This window comes from Mesorhizobium sp. P2_E10 (assembly GCF_056404235.1).
Genome location: NZ_JBFUEK010000014.1, coordinates 102,002 through 116,897, shown reverse-complemented (window position 1 = coordinate 116,897; position 14,896 = coordinate 102,002). Strand labels below are relative to the sequence as shown.

The window sequence follows — 14,896 nt, the reverse complement described above, 5'->3', positions numbered from 1 at the left end:
GGGATGTTATGTGCACGTTGCCGTGGCGCCGGTCGTCACGCACACCAGTCCCGTCGGAATCAACGCTACAGGCTCTGCGACCTGGCCCGGAAGCCGCTTCCACGACATGCCCACCGCGTCCTATGCGGAAGTTCGCGACAGGCGCTGGCACACCCCGAGGCACAAATCCCCATAGGCAATCGTCCGCGGCCCGCGGGTTCCTGCATGAGAGACTTTCGTACGCCTGACGGCACCCGAAACCCTTCAGCAAGTCTGCCGTGGGGGACCGCTTTTGGGTTTCCTGAAAGCAGACGCCGTCTGCAGCTACAAGCAGGCAACTATTGGCAATAATGCGGGGAGAGCGCAGGATTGTCCAAAGGGCCTTTGTTTGCGAAGGACATTTGCGCGATGAGGCAATTTGGTAGCGAACCAGTTCGTGATCCTGCGCACCTCGGCTTCGACAAGGGGCGGCTGGCGCGACTGAAGCAGTGGATGCAGCGCTATGTCGACACCGGGCGCTGGCCAGGTGGTGCGGTGCTCGTCGCGCGCCATGGAGAACTCGCCTTTTTCGACTGTGCCGGTTACGCCAATGTCGAAGCCAGGCGGCCCTGGCAGCGCGACCTTATCGCCCGCATCTACTCGATGACCAAGCCTGTCACCGCCGTCGCGCTGATGATGCTGTACGAGGAGGCGCGCGTGCATCTCGACGATCCGGTCGAAGCTTACCTGCCGGAATTCAAAAACGCGCAACTTCTGATACCGGGCGCAACGTCGCTGGACCAAACAGTGCCCGTCAAAACGAAGATGACGATCCACCATCTGCTGACCCACACATCTGGCCTAAGCCTCTTTACGAACCCCCGACTGCTCGGTGAAGCTTATGCCAAGGAAAGACTCGGCCTCGCCCTTGCTTACGGTGGGCTCGACAAGATGGTGCAGAGGATCGCCGAGCTGCCACTGGAATGGGAGCCGGGCACGAAATGGCAATACAGCACCGGGTCTGATGTCATAGGCCGTATCGTGGAAGTCGTTTCCGGGATGACGCTCGACAAGTACTTCGCGACTCGCATTTTCGAGCCGCTCGGCATGACCGACACCGGCTTCTCTGTGCCGGAGTCTGAGATCAACCGTTTCCCCCCGCTCTATGAGGCTACGGCTGGCGGCATGGCATTGCGCGAAGCGCCGGGAGTTTCGGAGTGGCGGCAAGGCAGGGTTGATACGTTCTGCGGCGGAGGCGGGCTTGTTGGAACCATCGACGACTATTGGCGGTTCGCCGAAATGCTGCGGGCTGGTGGTGAACTCAACGGCGAACGCATCCTCAGTCCCCGCACTTTGAGATTGGCGGCGTGCAATCACCTACCGGGTGATCTTGCCTCGATGGCAACCGAAGTTTGGGCCGAAACCCAGTTTGACGGCGTCGGGTTCGGTCTGTTGGGTTCCGTCGTTCTAGATCCAGCCAAGGCGCAAATTTCGGCGCAATTGGGTGACTATGGCTGGGGCGGGGCGGCAGGCACCTTCTTCTGGGTGAGCCCGGTCGACGACATGGTCGTCATTCTCTTCACGCAACTGCTGCCTTCGAGCGCCATTCCGGTGCGCAAAGAGCTGCGCGCACTCGTCCATGGCGCGCTGACGGGGGCCTAGACCTCTCAACAGAAGCTGAGCAACCTTGCGCTAGCTGGGCCGGCTCGACTTCGCCGTGCTCGATGAGCTCTTCGCCCAAGCCGGCGGGCAGTGCTCTTCCACTTTATCAGCCAGCTTCACTAGCGGACCCCGCTTCCGCCATCGGTCATCTCACGACGATGCCCGCACCACCTGATGTCCGCCGTTGAGGAACCGTAGCCTGAAGCTGCCTTTCTCCTTTCGGCCCCCAAATCTGCGGTCAGCAATCCGCCACTGGTGTGCCATTGGCCTCCACCAAGGCATAGCGGTAGACTAGTTGATTGGTTGCGACGACCGAGACTGCTAGCACCGGGGACGGCATATGTCGGCGACTGCGTTTGCATTGACTGGATTCATCTCGTGGGCACTGGGGTTGCTGATCGTGATGGAAGTGATCCGTACGTATCTGGTGATTTCTGGAAAGGTCGCAGCAAACGGCTTTACGCCAGATAACGCGGCTCTTTCCCCCTTTATGCAGAGGTTAGCCCGCGCCCACGCCAACTGCATAGAAGGGCTTCCAATCTTCGGAGGTCTGCTCGGAGTCGCGATCATTATTTCAAAGACAGATGTCACGGATCCGCTGGCCTCTACACTGTTAGGCGCGCGAATAGTTCAGTCGATAATTCACCTCGTCTCCACGACCCAGGTCGCAGTCAGTCTCAGGTTCACTGCGTTCGCCGTGCAAATGGTGATTGGTGCGTATTGGTCCTGGGCGCTGTTGTTGAGGTGAAAAGTGCTGCCACTTCAGAAGTCCTCGGCGCCGGCAGCACTCGAAGGGACGAAAGGGAACATTGCGGATCCGGAACGTTGTATGATGCTTTGGATGTTGTCACTGGGATCGGCTGCAGCCCGTCGGCCCGTGGCGGATCGCGCAGGAGCCGAAAAACGGGGCGCCCGACGTAGGGGCGGGTTGGCGGAATGCCGATAACCAGACGCTTTACTCCATTCAACTCGGTACAAAACTGCCGCGTTCTCAGCCTGGCTTTTTCCGACTGTTGCCCGACTATCCGCACATGCGCTTTCGGACACCCGGTTGATCAGCAAATTCGGAACAAAGCAGCACAGGCTGCGTTTTTTCAGAGACGAGGTCCACTAGTTCAACCGACCGCGTTTGAAGTGGGCAAGAGAGTGCTCTTTAGACGCCGAAATCCTGATGGTCTCTTCGAGCGATTGCGCATTTATATGTGGCCGCGCCGCTCCTTCTCGCGATCGTTTCAGTACGTGTCAAAGCGTATTCTCCGTCTGAACGCCACTCCAAACGCCGTCGCGGCCGGGGTGGCGGCTGGGGTTTTCGCGTCTTTCTTTCCACTAGGGTCCCATTTCGCCATTGCCGCCATCGTGTGCTGGCTGATTTCAGGAAACATGGTGGCGGCAGGGTTAGGAACATTTGTCTTTGGCAATCCACTGACCCTCCCGTTTGTTGTGGGAGCGTCTTGGGAGACCGGCAAGATCATGTTGCACGGCCACATGCAAAGTCACGAACGGCCAGCCCATCTGAGTGAGATGTTGCAGACCCTTTCAATTTCGCAATTGTGGGCACCGGTCTTAAAGCCCATGCTGTGCGGTGCGGTGCCACTCGGGCTGATTTTTGGCCTGTTGTTCTATGGCATCACCCGCTATGGCATGACAGCCTTCCGCGAACAGAGGCGCAAGCGACTGGCCGAAAAGGGGAGCCTGTTCCAGGAGCAGGAAGACATCGTGTTATCACGCCCTCTGCCCACTCGACATCGCCGTTGTGGAGGGTGAATTGCGGGTAGGGCAGCTGTAGAGATGTCTCCGCTCGTCGGCAATATCGCCGCTATAGCGACGCTTCCCTACAATTGGCGGCCCTGGAGGCTCCGTCATGGTCCTCGCCGCACTTTATTGATGAACGCCCCACCCTGTCTCTTTGGCGCGATGTCAGGCCGATAGACGATCATGAAGCGCTCTGTACAGACAGGCCTATTGGCACTGCCTGCGTGGGCCGCCGGAATAGGGCTGGTAGGTGTTATCTTCGGGCCGATAGGAGCGGTAGCGGCTGAAGCAATAGTCAATGTGGTCGGCCGAAAGTTGGGGGCAGACCTCGTCCGTTAACGCGTAGCCATCCGTCGAAGCGCAGTTTGCCTCAACGTAGCTGACGGCAACGGCGGCTGCGCGGTGGCGACGTCGGAATAGGGCGAGATGCGGAATAGGGCGAGATGCATTGGCGCTGCCGCCCTGTGTAGGACCTATAGCTGTTGTCCTCCGAGACGTCATGACGATGGTCGTCCGATCGGTTCGCTGATGGCTTGCGGCGCGCGCTCTGGGTGATCGCCAAACTGAGAACGGAACACGACGCTCACACGTCCACGCCTGCTTTGCGAAACCCCTCGAGCCACAGTTCACGATCTTCGGCCAGCGCGCACATGCCTGCACAATTGCGGGCGAATGCCGGAATATCGAAACGTGTCGGTGCCTCGCCTAGAATTGCTTTTGCCTCATCGGTCCTTCGCAGTTGTGAAAGGCACATCGACTGAAGCAATCTTACATAGAAAGGTGCGCCGTTAATTGTTTTGTAGGTCTTAAGGGCTCCTTCAAAGTCACGCATTAGATACTGTACGTCTGCCAAGGTAACCGTCCATCCCGGCGGCACGCGTGGCTCAGCCCGACATACATGTTCAATTATTTCCAGTGCGTGATTGTGTTCGCCTATGAAGGCGAGAACTAGTGCGCGTGTGGCGGCCGTGGAGATGTCACGCGGATTGAGTAAACTTGCACTATCAGAGTATCGTCTTGCATTGTCTCCATCACCGAGCATTAGGTGCGCAGCTGCTACCTGTTCAAGCACGTAGGCGTCTGTCTTATCGGCAGCGATAGCTCTTTCAGCGTATCCGCGAGATAGTTCGGCGATTTTCATATGAGTGTCACGTGCGGATCCGGTGAATCGTCTATAGCCATACAGGCAACTCAACATGGCCAACGCTCTCGCATATTGAGGATCAACATTGATCGCCTGATTCAGGCAGCTTATAGCATCCTCCTCATCGCCATTTCTCGAAGCCTGCCTGCCGCGCAACCACAAACTATAAGCGGTGGTGCTTGTCGTCGGATTTCGCTGACGAGCTTTGCTTGCTGCTTCATCTAGATTGTAAAAAAGCCGACCAAGAATAGCGTCAACGATCTCGTCCTGAACTTGAAATATGTCTTCAATTTTCCGATCGAAGTTTTCTGCGAACGCATGAGTCCCAGTTTGAACGTCAATGAGTTGAACTGTAGCACGCACCCTGTTGCCGGCCTGCCGAATGCTTCCCTCGATCACGAAATCAGCCCGAAGCTTGCGGCCTATCTCCGCCACATTTGTGGACCGATCCTTAAACAGAGCTGTCGTGTTACGTGCAATCACGGACAGATGTTGATAGTGGGAAAGCTCCGTGATTATGTCCTCGGTTATTCCATCCGAGAAATAGTCTTGTGCTGGGTCGCCAGACATATTTGCGAATGGCAATACCGCCACTGTCGTACGCTCGTTGCCCCTTAAAAATTGGGCTTCTTCGACTCCTTCTGCATCTCTGGGCCTGATGCGATAGGTGCGAATTGTCCGGGATATATTCTTGAGGGAACTTTCCCCAATATCCTCGATTGAAATCTCGAGCTTTCCTTGAATCGCGTCGTACATTTGGCCCGAAATGCAAATACCTCCCGGCTCGGACAGGGTTTCAAGCCGAGCGGCGATGTTAACACCGTCACCATAGACATCCGACTCGTCCTCTATGATGTCGCCTAGGTTAATGCCTATCCGCAATCTGATCCGGTTAGCATCTGCTAGCGTTTCATTTGCCTTGGCCATGCGGAGCTGAAGTTCAAGTGCACAACTCACCGCATTTACCGCGCTAGCAAATTCGGCCAGGATTCCGTCGCCCATGAACTTGACAATTCGACCTGCGTGCTCTCGAACGGCCGGCACCACGATCTCCCTTCGCCGGTCCTTGATCACATCAAAAGTGCCGAACTCATCCGCCTCCATGAGGCGGGAGTAACCAACCACGTCCGCCACTAGGATGGCAGCCAAACGGCGCTGCGCAGCATTTCCAACCACGCCGACCAACCTCTTCGTTCCCATCGCCCCTAACCAGTCTACAACACGGCGCAAATGTCTGCCAGAAACTTGCCTCAAGACGGTCGAGCAGGTTTTTGGCGCGGCGACGAGGCTTGACGGTCGCGGTCGCTACAGGCGCAAAGATCAGTCGAGGCTGATCCGCGTTCCCCTGGCGCCGTTGAGCAGCCGCTTGAGATGGAAGCTGGCGAGCTGGTCGTCCGGACATTTGCCGATCAGCGCGGCGAAAGCCGTAAGCGCGTTTGCATCGCCGGCCTCCAATCTGCCGAAGGCTTCGAGATAGCTCGCCGTCGAAGGATCATCATACTGCTTTGACGACAAAGGCTCGAACGCGCGCAGCGCCTCGGCCCTGCCGCGCAGCATCAGATCGCCGACCGGCCGTCCGCGGAAGCCGTCGACCCTTGCAGCCGCGCTCCCGCTGACGCAGATACGCGTGCCCAGCTGCTTGTTAGCGCTTTCCAGCCGCGCCGCGATATTGATGGTGTCGCCATAGGCCGTGTAGTCGAAGAAGCGCCCTCCGCCGAAATTTCCGACCAGCGCCGGACCTGCATGGACGCCGATGCGGGTCGTACCGACCGTGACGCCCTTGTCGCGCCAGCTATCGCGGAACGATTGCGACAGCGCGTCGAGCTCGAGCGCGCAGGCAACCGCGCGCGCCGCATGGTCCTGCTGCTCGCCAGGCGCGCCGAACAGCACATGCAGCGCATCGCCGACGATCTTGGCGACGGTGCCTTCATGCGCGAACACGACGTCGGTCATGCCGGCCAAATAGTCGTTGAGGAGCGCGCCTAGCGTGGCAGGGTCGATCGTTTCCACCAGCGTTGTGAAGCTGGTAATGTCGGTGAACAGCGAGGCGACCTCGCGCCACTGTCCGGCTAGCGCCAACCCGTCGGCGTCGCCGGCCAGCCGCTCGGCCAGATTGGGCGAGAAGTAGCGCGACAGCGATGCATGCGCGCGCTCCGCGACCGCTTGCCGCCGATGCGCCTCGTGCAGCACCTCGCGATGCTTCAAGGTCTTGGCGATCGTGGTCTCCAGGTCGGCAAAGTCGATCGGCTTAGTGATGAAGTCGAAGGCGCCGCGGTTCATCGCCGTGCGGATGTTGGCCATGTCGCCGTAAGCGGAGACGATGACCGTCGAAAGCTGCTGCCCCTCGGCCTGCTGCAGCTTTTCCAGCAGCGACAGGCCATCCATACGGGGCATGTTGATGTCGCACAGCACCATGTCGATGTCGCTGTTGCCGTCGATGACGGACAGGGCGTCCACACCATCGCTGGCAAACAGGAAAATGACCGCGCCGTCGCGGATCTGACGCCGGAACTTCTGGACGATCAAGACCTCAAGATCGGGCTCGTCGTCGACCACGAGGATGCGCGCCGTCACGCCACCATTCCCAGCCGGGTTTCGATCTGTTGCCTGAGCGCCGAGAAGTCGATCGGCTTGGTCAGCAGCGCTTCGGCACCGTTCTCCAACGCCTTGCTCTTGGTTTCGGCGTCGCCATAGGCGGTGATCATGATGACCGGGACGTCGGGCCGCAGCACCTTGATCTTCGGCAGCAGCTCGAGCCCGCTCATGCCGGGCATGTTGATATCGGACAGCACCAGGATCAGTGTCACCCCTTCGGCGTGGTCGATCTGCTCCAACGCATCGACCGCCGATTGCGCGAACTCCATGGTGAAGCGGCTGGCTCGGATGTCGCGGCGGAACTGCTGGCGAAACAGCGGCTCGACGTCGGGCTCATCGTCGACGACCAGGATGAGGAGGCTCATGCTTCACCTCCCGATTTTGCGAGCGAGGCCGCAGCGCGCGGCAGCACAATCCGGAACTCGGTGAACTCGCCTGGCTGGCTGTCGACGTTGATCGTGCCGGCATGCTGTTTGACGACGATGTCGTGGCTGAGCGACAGGCCGAGCCCGGTGCCCTCGCCGGCTGGCTTGGTCGTGAAGAATGGATTGAACATCTTCTCCTTCACCTCCGGCGGAATGCCGGTGCCGTTGTCGCGGATCCTGATTTCGACACGGTCACCGAGACTCCTGGTGGTGGCGGAGAGCGTCGGCTCATAGCCCGCGCCATTCGCCGCGGCGCTCCGCTTGGCCGTTGCATAAAGGCCGTTGGAGATGAGGTTGAGAAGCACCCGCGTGATCTCCTGCGGGTAGAGATCGACATCCCCCGCCTGCGGGTCGAAATTCCGCGTCAGCGTGACGTTGAATCCTGGCTTTTCGGCGCGCGCCCCGTGATAGGCAAGGTTCAGGCTCTCCTCCACGACGGCATTGATGTCGATCGGACGATGCTCTCCTGAACCCGCGCGCGAATGCAGCAGCATGTTCCTGACGATGGAATCGGCCCGCTTGCCGTGCTGGACCACCTTGTCGAGATTGCTCTTGAGCATGCCTGTCAGCTCGGCGACCTCTTCGCGCACGGATGCCTCCAAAGGCGCTCCGGCCAGCACACTGCTCAAATCATCGATGAGTTCGCCGGAGAGCGCTGAGAAGTTGTTGACGAAGTTGAGCGGATTCTTGATCTCGTGGGCGATACCGGCGGTCAACTGGCCGAGTGAGGCGAGCTTCTCCGTTTGCACGAGGCGGTCCTGCGCGGCCCTCAGATCTTCGAGCGAGCGTGACAATTCGCGGGTACGCGCCTGCACCTCGTCGAACAGCCGGACGTTCTCGATCGCTATGCCAGACTGGTCGGCAAACGTCTCGACGAGCTCGATCTGCCTCGGCGTGAAGTCCCGCACCTGTGACCGCGTCAGCGCGAACACGCCGACCGGCGCGCCTTCGCGCAAGATCGGAACGCATAGAATGGTCCGGTAGCCGCCGAGCTTCTGAAGCTGCGTTGCCCCGTAGTCCGGGTCGGCGAGCACGTCCGAAACGTGGACGGCGCGGGCTTCGAGGGCCACCCTTCCGGTGACGCTGTCGCGACTGGCGGCGAAGGGATTGGCTTTGGCGAAAACCGCGGCTTCAGGCAAATTGCCGTAGTCGGCCGACCACCGGTAGAGATCGCCGTCGCGCTTGAAGATGACGCTCGTGTCCGCGTCGCACAGCTTGGCCGCTGATTCCGCCAGCGTGTCGAGAACCGGCTGCAGGTCGAACGTAGAGCGGCTGATCGCCTTCAGCACATCCGCCGTTGCCGTCTGTTGCTGCAGCGCCTCTCCGAGTTCGGCCGTCCGCGCCTGCACTTCGTCGAACAGGCGGACATTTTCGATGGCGATCACCGCCTGGTCGGCAAAGGTTTCGACGAGTTCGATCTGCCTTTCGGTGAAGGGCCGCACCGTCGAGCGGGTGAGCGAGAAAACGCCGATTGGAAGCCCCTCGCGCAGCAGCGGCACGGCCAGCACCGTGCGGTATCCGCCGAGCCGCTGTCCTTCCCGCAGCGTGTAGTCGGCGTCTGCCAGCACGTCCGGAATCTGGACGGCCTTGCCTTCGAGCAGGACTCGACCGACCCCGGTGCCGCGCCCCGGGATGTGCACAAAGCCGCTGAAATATTTCTCGAGCTCGGCCGGATAGCCGTAACTCGCGGCCTCGACGAATTTGCCGTCCGTCTCACGCACGATCGAGGCGTTGTCCGCTTCGCACAGCCGCGTGACCGATTCGGCCAGTGCGTCGAGCACTGCCCGGAGGTCGAAGGTCGAGCGGCTAATCGCCTTCAGGACGTCGGCCGTCGCCGTCTGCTGCTGCAGCGACTCGCTCAATTCCGCGGTGCGCGCCTGCACTTCTTCGAACAGGCGTGCATTCTCGATGGCTATGACCGCCTGGTCTGCCAAGGTCTGGATCAGATCGATCTGTTTCTCGGTGAAAGGTTGGACTTTCTGGCGGGCCAGTATGAGTACGCCGATCGGATTTCCCTCGCGCATCAACGGCACACCCAGCACGGTCCGGAACCAAACCTCGCTCGTGGACTCCAGGAAGGTGTATTCGGGATCGGCCAGGACGTCAGCCAGATGCACGATCCCGCGGTCGAGCAATGCCCGCCCGACCACACTGCCGCGTCCGGGCACAAAGTGCTTGTCCTTGACGTACTCCAGCCAGTCCGGAGGCAGATTGTAGTTGGTGGCGTAGTAGGCGCCTTCCGGCTCCTGCCGAGTGATGCCAGCCATATCCGCCTCGCAAAGCTGCGCGGCCGATTGCGTGAGCGTATCGAGCACCGTCTGCAAATCGAACGTCGAGCGGCTGATCACCTTCAACACGTCGGCGGTGGCCGTCTGCTGCTGCAGGGCGTCGCCGAGTTCTGCCGTGCGCGCCTGGACCTCGTCGAAAAGGCGCACGTTCTCGATCGCGATCACCGCCTGGTCGGCGAACGTCTGGACGAGATCGACCTGTCGAGGTGTATAGGGACCTGGCTCCGGCTTGCCCATTGAGAAAACGCCGATCGGTACGCCCTCGCGCATCAGCGGCACGGACAGGACGGCCTTAAAGCCGCCGAGACTTGGTAGTTCCGGGAACCCGTATTCGAGATCCTTGGCGACATCAGGAACGTGGATCACCGCTTTTTCCAATGCACTGCGTCCGACGTAAGAATCCCGTCCTACGCGGATGGCATGGCGAGCCTCGTAGGCAACAAGCTCTGGTCTCATTCCGTAGTTGGCAGCGAGTTTGTAGGCGTCGCCGTCGTTGTCCAGCATGTAGATTCCGCCCGTGTGCGACCCGCAAAGCTTGCAGGCCGAATCGATCAGCGTTTCCAGGACACGGTGCAAGTCGAAGGCGGATCGGCTGATGACTTTCAGCACATCGGCCGTGGCCGTCTGCTGCTGTAATGCTTCGCCAAGCTCGGCGGTGCGCGCCTGCACCTCTTCGAAGAGCCGCACATTGCCGATCGCGATGACGGCCTGGTTGGCGAAAGTTTTGAGAAGGCCAATTTGGCTGTCGCTAAAGGGCCGTGCCTCGATGCGCCGGATCATAAGCGCTCCGATTGCTTTTCCTTCCTGCAACAGCGGAGTGGCGAGAATCGCGCGAAAACCAAGCCGTTGAGCCATCATTCGGGCAGTTGCAAACTCCTCGCCAGCGATGGTCAAGTCGTGAACGTGGACCGGCACCCGATCCAATACGGCGCGGCCGGTAACGATGTCGCGCGCGACCGGCAAGCCAGCGCTGTCAATCGGAATCGGTCCGTGATGCGCTCCCACAGCCAGCCTGTCGGAGCGCAGCAGATAGATCGTTGCGTCATAGGCGTCGCAGAGCCGAGCGGCACTTTCAGCGACGGCGTCCAGCACAGGCTGAATGTCCGTAGGAGACCCGGCGATCACTTGCAATATCGCGCCGGTGGCCATCTGCTGTTCCAGCGACTCGGCTAGGTCGCGGTTGCGGGTCTCCACCTCTTCGAACAGCCGCACGTTCTCGATCGCGATGACCGCCTGATCCGAAAATGTCTGCACCAGTTCGATTTCGCGCGTACTGAACGGCGTGACCGACGAGCGGGCGAGGACAAACACGCCGGTCACGGCGCCGTCACGCATCAGCGGAACGCCCAGCAGGGTGCGGAAGCCGCCGAGCCGCTGGCCTTCGATGTTGGTATACTCCGGATCGTCGAGAACGTCGGCAATCTGCTCTACGGACCCGCTCTGGGCAACGCGGGCGGCGATGCTGCCCCGGCCCGGCGTGACCGGGAGGTTGTTCATGTGGTCCTGGAATTCCTGGCTCCATCCGATCTGTACCGTCGGCTGCAACACGTCGCCCTGGCGCAGATAGATGTAGCCCATCCCGGAATGACAGAGGTCGGACGCGGACTTCACAAGCGTATGCAGCACGGAATCGAGATCGAACGCCGAACTGCTGATCGTCTTCAACACTTCGGCCGTCGCCGTCTGCTGTTCCAGCGCTTCAGTCACCTCACGGTTGCGGGCCTGCACTTCTTCGAACAGGCGAGCATTTTCGATGGCGATGACGGCCTGGTCGGCGAAGCTCTCGACCAGTTCGACTTGGCGCGGTGAAAATAGCCCGATCGTCCGCCGCCCCATGCCGAATACGCCGATGGTCTCCTGACCCCGCTTCAGCGGAACAGAAAGTACTCCGCGGAAACCGCCCATGATTGCCGCTTCCGGCCTTTCGTATTCCGGGTCTTCAAGCGCGTCCGCCACGTGGATCGTCAATCCCTCCAGCGCGGCGCGGCCCTGGAACGTCCCTCGTGCCACGACATGTGGGTTGGCTCGTTCGTATGCCTGCAGCTCGGTAGCCTGCCCGCCGCCTGCCATGAACCGCAACGTATCGCCAACGCGCAATGTGATTGCGCCCATGTCCGCCCCGGCCAGGCGTATTGCCGAGTCGACCAGCGTCTGCAGTACCGGTTGGAGATCGAAGGCCGACCGGCTGATCGCCTTGAGCACATCGGCCGTCGCGGTCTGCTGCTCCAACGCCTCGCCGAGGTCGCGTGTACGCGCCTGCACCTCGTCGAACAGGCGCACGTTCTCGATGGCGATGACCGCTTGGTCGGCGAAAATCTTGAGCAGCTTGATCTGCTTCTCGCTGAAAGGCTTGACCTCGATGCGCCTGATGACGAGCGCGCCGATCGCCTCGGTGTCACGCATGAGAGGTGTTGCGAGCATCGTGCGGTGGCCAAGCCTTTCGGCAAGTGTTTGGCTGACAGGAAACTCCGCACCTGCAACCGCTATGTCGTTGACATGCACAGTCTTGCAGTCGGCGAAGGCGCGACCGCAGACCCAATCGCGTGCGACCGGCATCGGTTCGAAGTCGAAGGCGATGGGGCCGTAGTGCGCTTTGGGGAATAGTGTCCCGTCTCGCGCTAGGAAAATGCCGGCGTCGTAGGTGTCGCAAAAGCGCGCAGCACTCTCCGCCACGACCTGCAGGACGGGTTGGATGTCGGTCGGCGATGCGGCGATCACCCTGAGGATCGCACTCGTCGCATTCTGCTGTTCAAGGAGATTGGCGACCTCCGCGGTGCGTACCTGATTTTCTTCGTGCGCCGCTGTCAACTCGGATCGGAGCGAGCTGATCGTCATCTCAGAGTCGGAGTCGGGCCCTCCCACTGAGGTACTCCTGTTTTTCTCTGCTCCAGTGTCGGCTTTGGCCAACCCAGCGTCAAGTTTGGTGACCTGCAATGTCGGTTTGTGACGCAGAGCGGCCGCTTTGGTGATGCACCTGAGCTTGTGCTTTCGGAGCTATTGCAGACAGGGAATGCGTCCGAGATAGGGTCGTAGGTGGAATGTCCGCTTCTTCGCGCCTGACCTAAAACCAGTCGGTCCGCCTTCGGACAAAAGCTGCCGGTCTGAATCGCGCCTCATTTCGAACGTTCAAGCTAGCACCCTCATCTCCCAAAGGCTGCCGTTCCAACTCAGGGCCGTCGATGGTTGAGGTGGAGTGGAGAGCGGGAAGTCTGCTTCCCAGCGGCGATTCTACAAAGCGGACGTTCGACACTGACGGACGCGGCGCCCAGCGATCCGCTCATAGGGGGCTGATCTGGGTCGTTGCGAGCTAGATAGATGCCGGCGTCCACCAACAGGCGCGAAAGTTTGCCACACACCTTGCCGGCCGAGAAAGCTCATTCGTCCTGGTCAACGCGCTGGAGAATCGAGCGATAACGGTCAAGTACGGCAGGATCTTCGTGGACCACCTCCTCTGTCAGAATGTCTTCAATGGAATTTCCTGGACGCCGAAAGCAAGATGACCTTACACGCGCGAGAGCTCCCCCGGCCTGTGCGGTTTCGCCCAGTTCGGCATGGCAGATGGCGACGTAGACAAGCGACCATGAGTGCAAGGTTGACATCCTTGCGAAGCTGGCCAACCCCTCGCGATAGCGTCCTGCGTTCGTGAGTATGATACCGAGGACATCGTCAAACCATCCTACAGCAAACGGGTCGCGGCGCCGGGCCTGCTCCAATTCGCGAAGCGCAGCATCGTACTTGCCGACGTAGTTGAGTAGAAGAGCGTTGTAGATGAGTATGAACGGATCGTTTGGATTGAGGGAAACGGCACGGTCGAGACTGGCTTCGGCTTCCCGAAAGTGGCGCAGGAACATTGAGGCAAAACCGTTGGCCAGATGCGCGTAAGCCTCTTCGGAATCGAGTCGCAGGGCGGCTTTCGCCGTCCGTAGTCCAACCTCGACATCGCTGATGTCGTTGGACCAGAAGTATTTGATCGCCTCGACAAAGCTGAGCAGGCCGAGCGCCCCTGCGAAGTCCGGATCGAGTTTGACCGCAAGGCGCAGGAACGGCGCCGCTTGGACGGCCGTTTCAAGCTGGCCGACAAGCTGGAGCGCCCGGAGGTAGTTTTCGTACGCGGAGACATTTCCCGTCGGGCGAGCCCTGGTGCGCGATGCTATCGCCGTTCTGGCCTGTCGCGCCAGCCGGGCGGCAATCATTTGTGTGATTTCGTCCTGAATGGCGAAAATGTCATCGAGCTGGCGGTCGTAGTGCTCGCCCCATACATGATCCATAGTAGCTGCGTCGGTCAGTTGCACGCTGACCCTGATACGGCTACCGATTTTCCGAACACTGCCCTCCACAACATACTGGACACCGAGCCTCATCGCGACCTCGGCGATGTCCCCTTTCTTACCACGAAGGTGGAAGGACGAATTCCGCCCGATGACCAGGAACTCCCTGAATTTGCCGAGTTGCGCGATGATGTCTTCAGTAATCCCGTCGCTAAAATAGTCCTGCTCGCGGTCGCAGCTCATGTTGTCGAAGGGAAGAACGGCGATGGAGGGTCTGGCTTGCATCGAAGCCGGTTCGGCGGCCAGAGCGGGCTTGGGACCGCCATATTTGTAGCCGCGACCATGCACCGTCACGATCATGTCAGCAGGCAGCAGTTTTCGCAGCGCGGAAACATGGACCTGGAGCGTGTTTTCCTCCACCACCAAGCCGGGCCAGGCGGCATCGAAGAGTTCGGACTTGCCGATCACCTCGTCCGGCCGGTCCAACAACGCCGCTAGGATATCAAAGGATCGCGCCGAAAGCTCGACCGGTCCAGTGGGTCCAAGCAGTAGCCGCTCGGTACGTTTCAGGCGAAAGTTGCCGAATTCCACGTCCATCACCAAAGACCCGTCGCTTCGGGGCAAGATAGCTGAACCAGGATAGCTGAAGATGGTCCTGATGGCGAACTTCAGGGATGTTCAGGTTCGTTGAGCAGTCTTCAGGTTTCGGACAAGGACCCACGCATGGGACGGTGCCATCCTTAGCGGCGCAGGAGGGCCCATGACCGACATTTCGACTGATCCCCAAATCCATTTTGATCCAAT

8 protein-coding genes and 1 pseudogene are annotated in these 14,896 nt (G+C 60.1%); 3 read left to right on the top strand and 6 right to left on the bottom strand.

Features of this window, described 5'->3' with window-relative positions:
• Positions 1-348: 348 nt before the first annotated feature.
• The 3 genes from AC1D0N_RS26530 to AC1D0N_RS26520 all read left to right on the top strand — a co-directional run bounded on the left by AC1D0N_RS26530 (position 349) and on the right by AC1D0N_RS26520 (position 3,384).
• Entirely contained in the window at positions 349-1,620 is a 1,272-nt protein-coding gene (locus AC1D0N_RS26530) for a serine hydrolase domain-containing protein (RefSeq protein WP_477248927.1), read from the top strand.
• Between the two features lie 340 nt (positions 1,621-1,960).
• Positions 1,961-2,368 (top strand): MAPEG family protein, encoded by a 408-nt coding sequence (locus AC1D0N_RS26525; RefSeq protein WP_477248926.1) that lies wholly within the window; start codon positions 1,961-1,963, stop codon positions 2,366-2,368.
• 398 nt (positions 2,369-2,766) lie between these two features.
• The gene (locus tag AC1D0N_RS26520; protein WP_477248925.1) at positions 2,767-3,384 is read left to right on the top strand and encodes a DUF2062 domain-containing protein; all 618 of its coding nucleotides are present in this window, start codon (positions 2,767-2,769) and stop codon (positions 3,382-3,384) included.
• A 195-nt stretch (positions 3,385-3,579) separates the two neighbouring features.
• Here the strand turns inward: AC1D0N_RS26520 and AC1D0N_RS26515 are convergent.
• From AC1D0N_RS26515 to AC1D0N_RS26490, 6 genes and pseudogenes are all read right to left on the bottom strand, one after another.
• Positions 3,580-3,675: pseudogene (locus AC1D0N_RS26515) on the bottom strand (BA14K family protein); the annotation flags it as partial.
• A gap of 280 nt (positions 3,676-3,955) precedes the next feature.
• On the bottom strand, positions 3,956-5,692 hold the full coding sequence (locus tag AC1D0N_RS26510) for an adenylate/guanylate cyclase domain-containing protein (RefSeq protein ID WP_477248933.1): 1,737 nt from the start codon (positions 5,690-5,692) through the stop codon (positions 3,956-3,958).
• A gap of 144 nt (positions 5,693-5,836) precedes the next feature.
• Positions 5,837-7,090 (bottom strand): adenylate/guanylate cyclase domain-containing protein, encoded by a 1,254-nt coding sequence (locus AC1D0N_RS26505; RefSeq protein ID WP_477248924.1) that lies wholly within the window; start codon positions 7,088-7,090, stop codon positions 5,837-5,839.
• Entirely contained in the window at positions 7,087-7,476 is a 390-nt protein-coding gene (locus tag AC1D0N_RS26500) for a response regulator (protein ID WP_095081778.1), read from the bottom strand. The genes AC1D0N_RS26505 and AC1D0N_RS26500 overlap by 4 nt, the downstream gene beginning before the upstream one ends.
• Positions 7,473-12,659 (bottom strand): GAF domain-containing protein, encoded by a 5,187-nt coding sequence (locus AC1D0N_RS26495; RefSeq protein WP_477248923.1) that lies wholly within the window; start codon positions 12,657-12,659, stop codon positions 7,473-7,475. The genes AC1D0N_RS26500 and AC1D0N_RS26495 overlap by 4 nt, the downstream gene beginning before the upstream one ends.
• A gap of 539 nt (positions 12,660-13,198) precedes the next feature.
• A complete protein-coding gene (locus AC1D0N_RS26490) occupies positions 13,199-14,689 on the bottom strand; it encodes a winged helix-turn-helix domain-containing tetratricopeptide repeat protein (RefSeq protein ID WP_477248922.1) in 1,491 nt (496 codons plus the stop codon).
• Positions 14,690-14,896 lie beyond the last annotated feature (207 nt).

Excerpts from the sequence above, each read along its gene's own strand:
- AC1D0N_RS26525 (WP_477248926.1), top strand. The coding sequence starts at position 1,961 with ATGTCGGCGACTGCGTTTGCATTGACTGGATTCATCTCGTGGGCACTG.
- AC1D0N_RS26500 (WP_095081778.1), bottom strand. The coding sequence starts at position 7,476 with ATGAGCCTCCTCATCCTGGTCGTCGACGATGAGCCCGACGTCGAGCCG.
- AC1D0N_RS26495 (WP_477248923.1), bottom strand. The coding sequence starts at position 12,659 with ATGACGATCAGCTCGCTCCGATCCGAGTTGACAGCGGCGCACGAAGAA.
- AC1D0N_RS26490 (WP_477248922.1), bottom strand. The coding sequence starts at position 14,689 with ATGGACGTGGAATTCGGCAACTTTCGCCTGAAACGTACCGAGCGGCTA.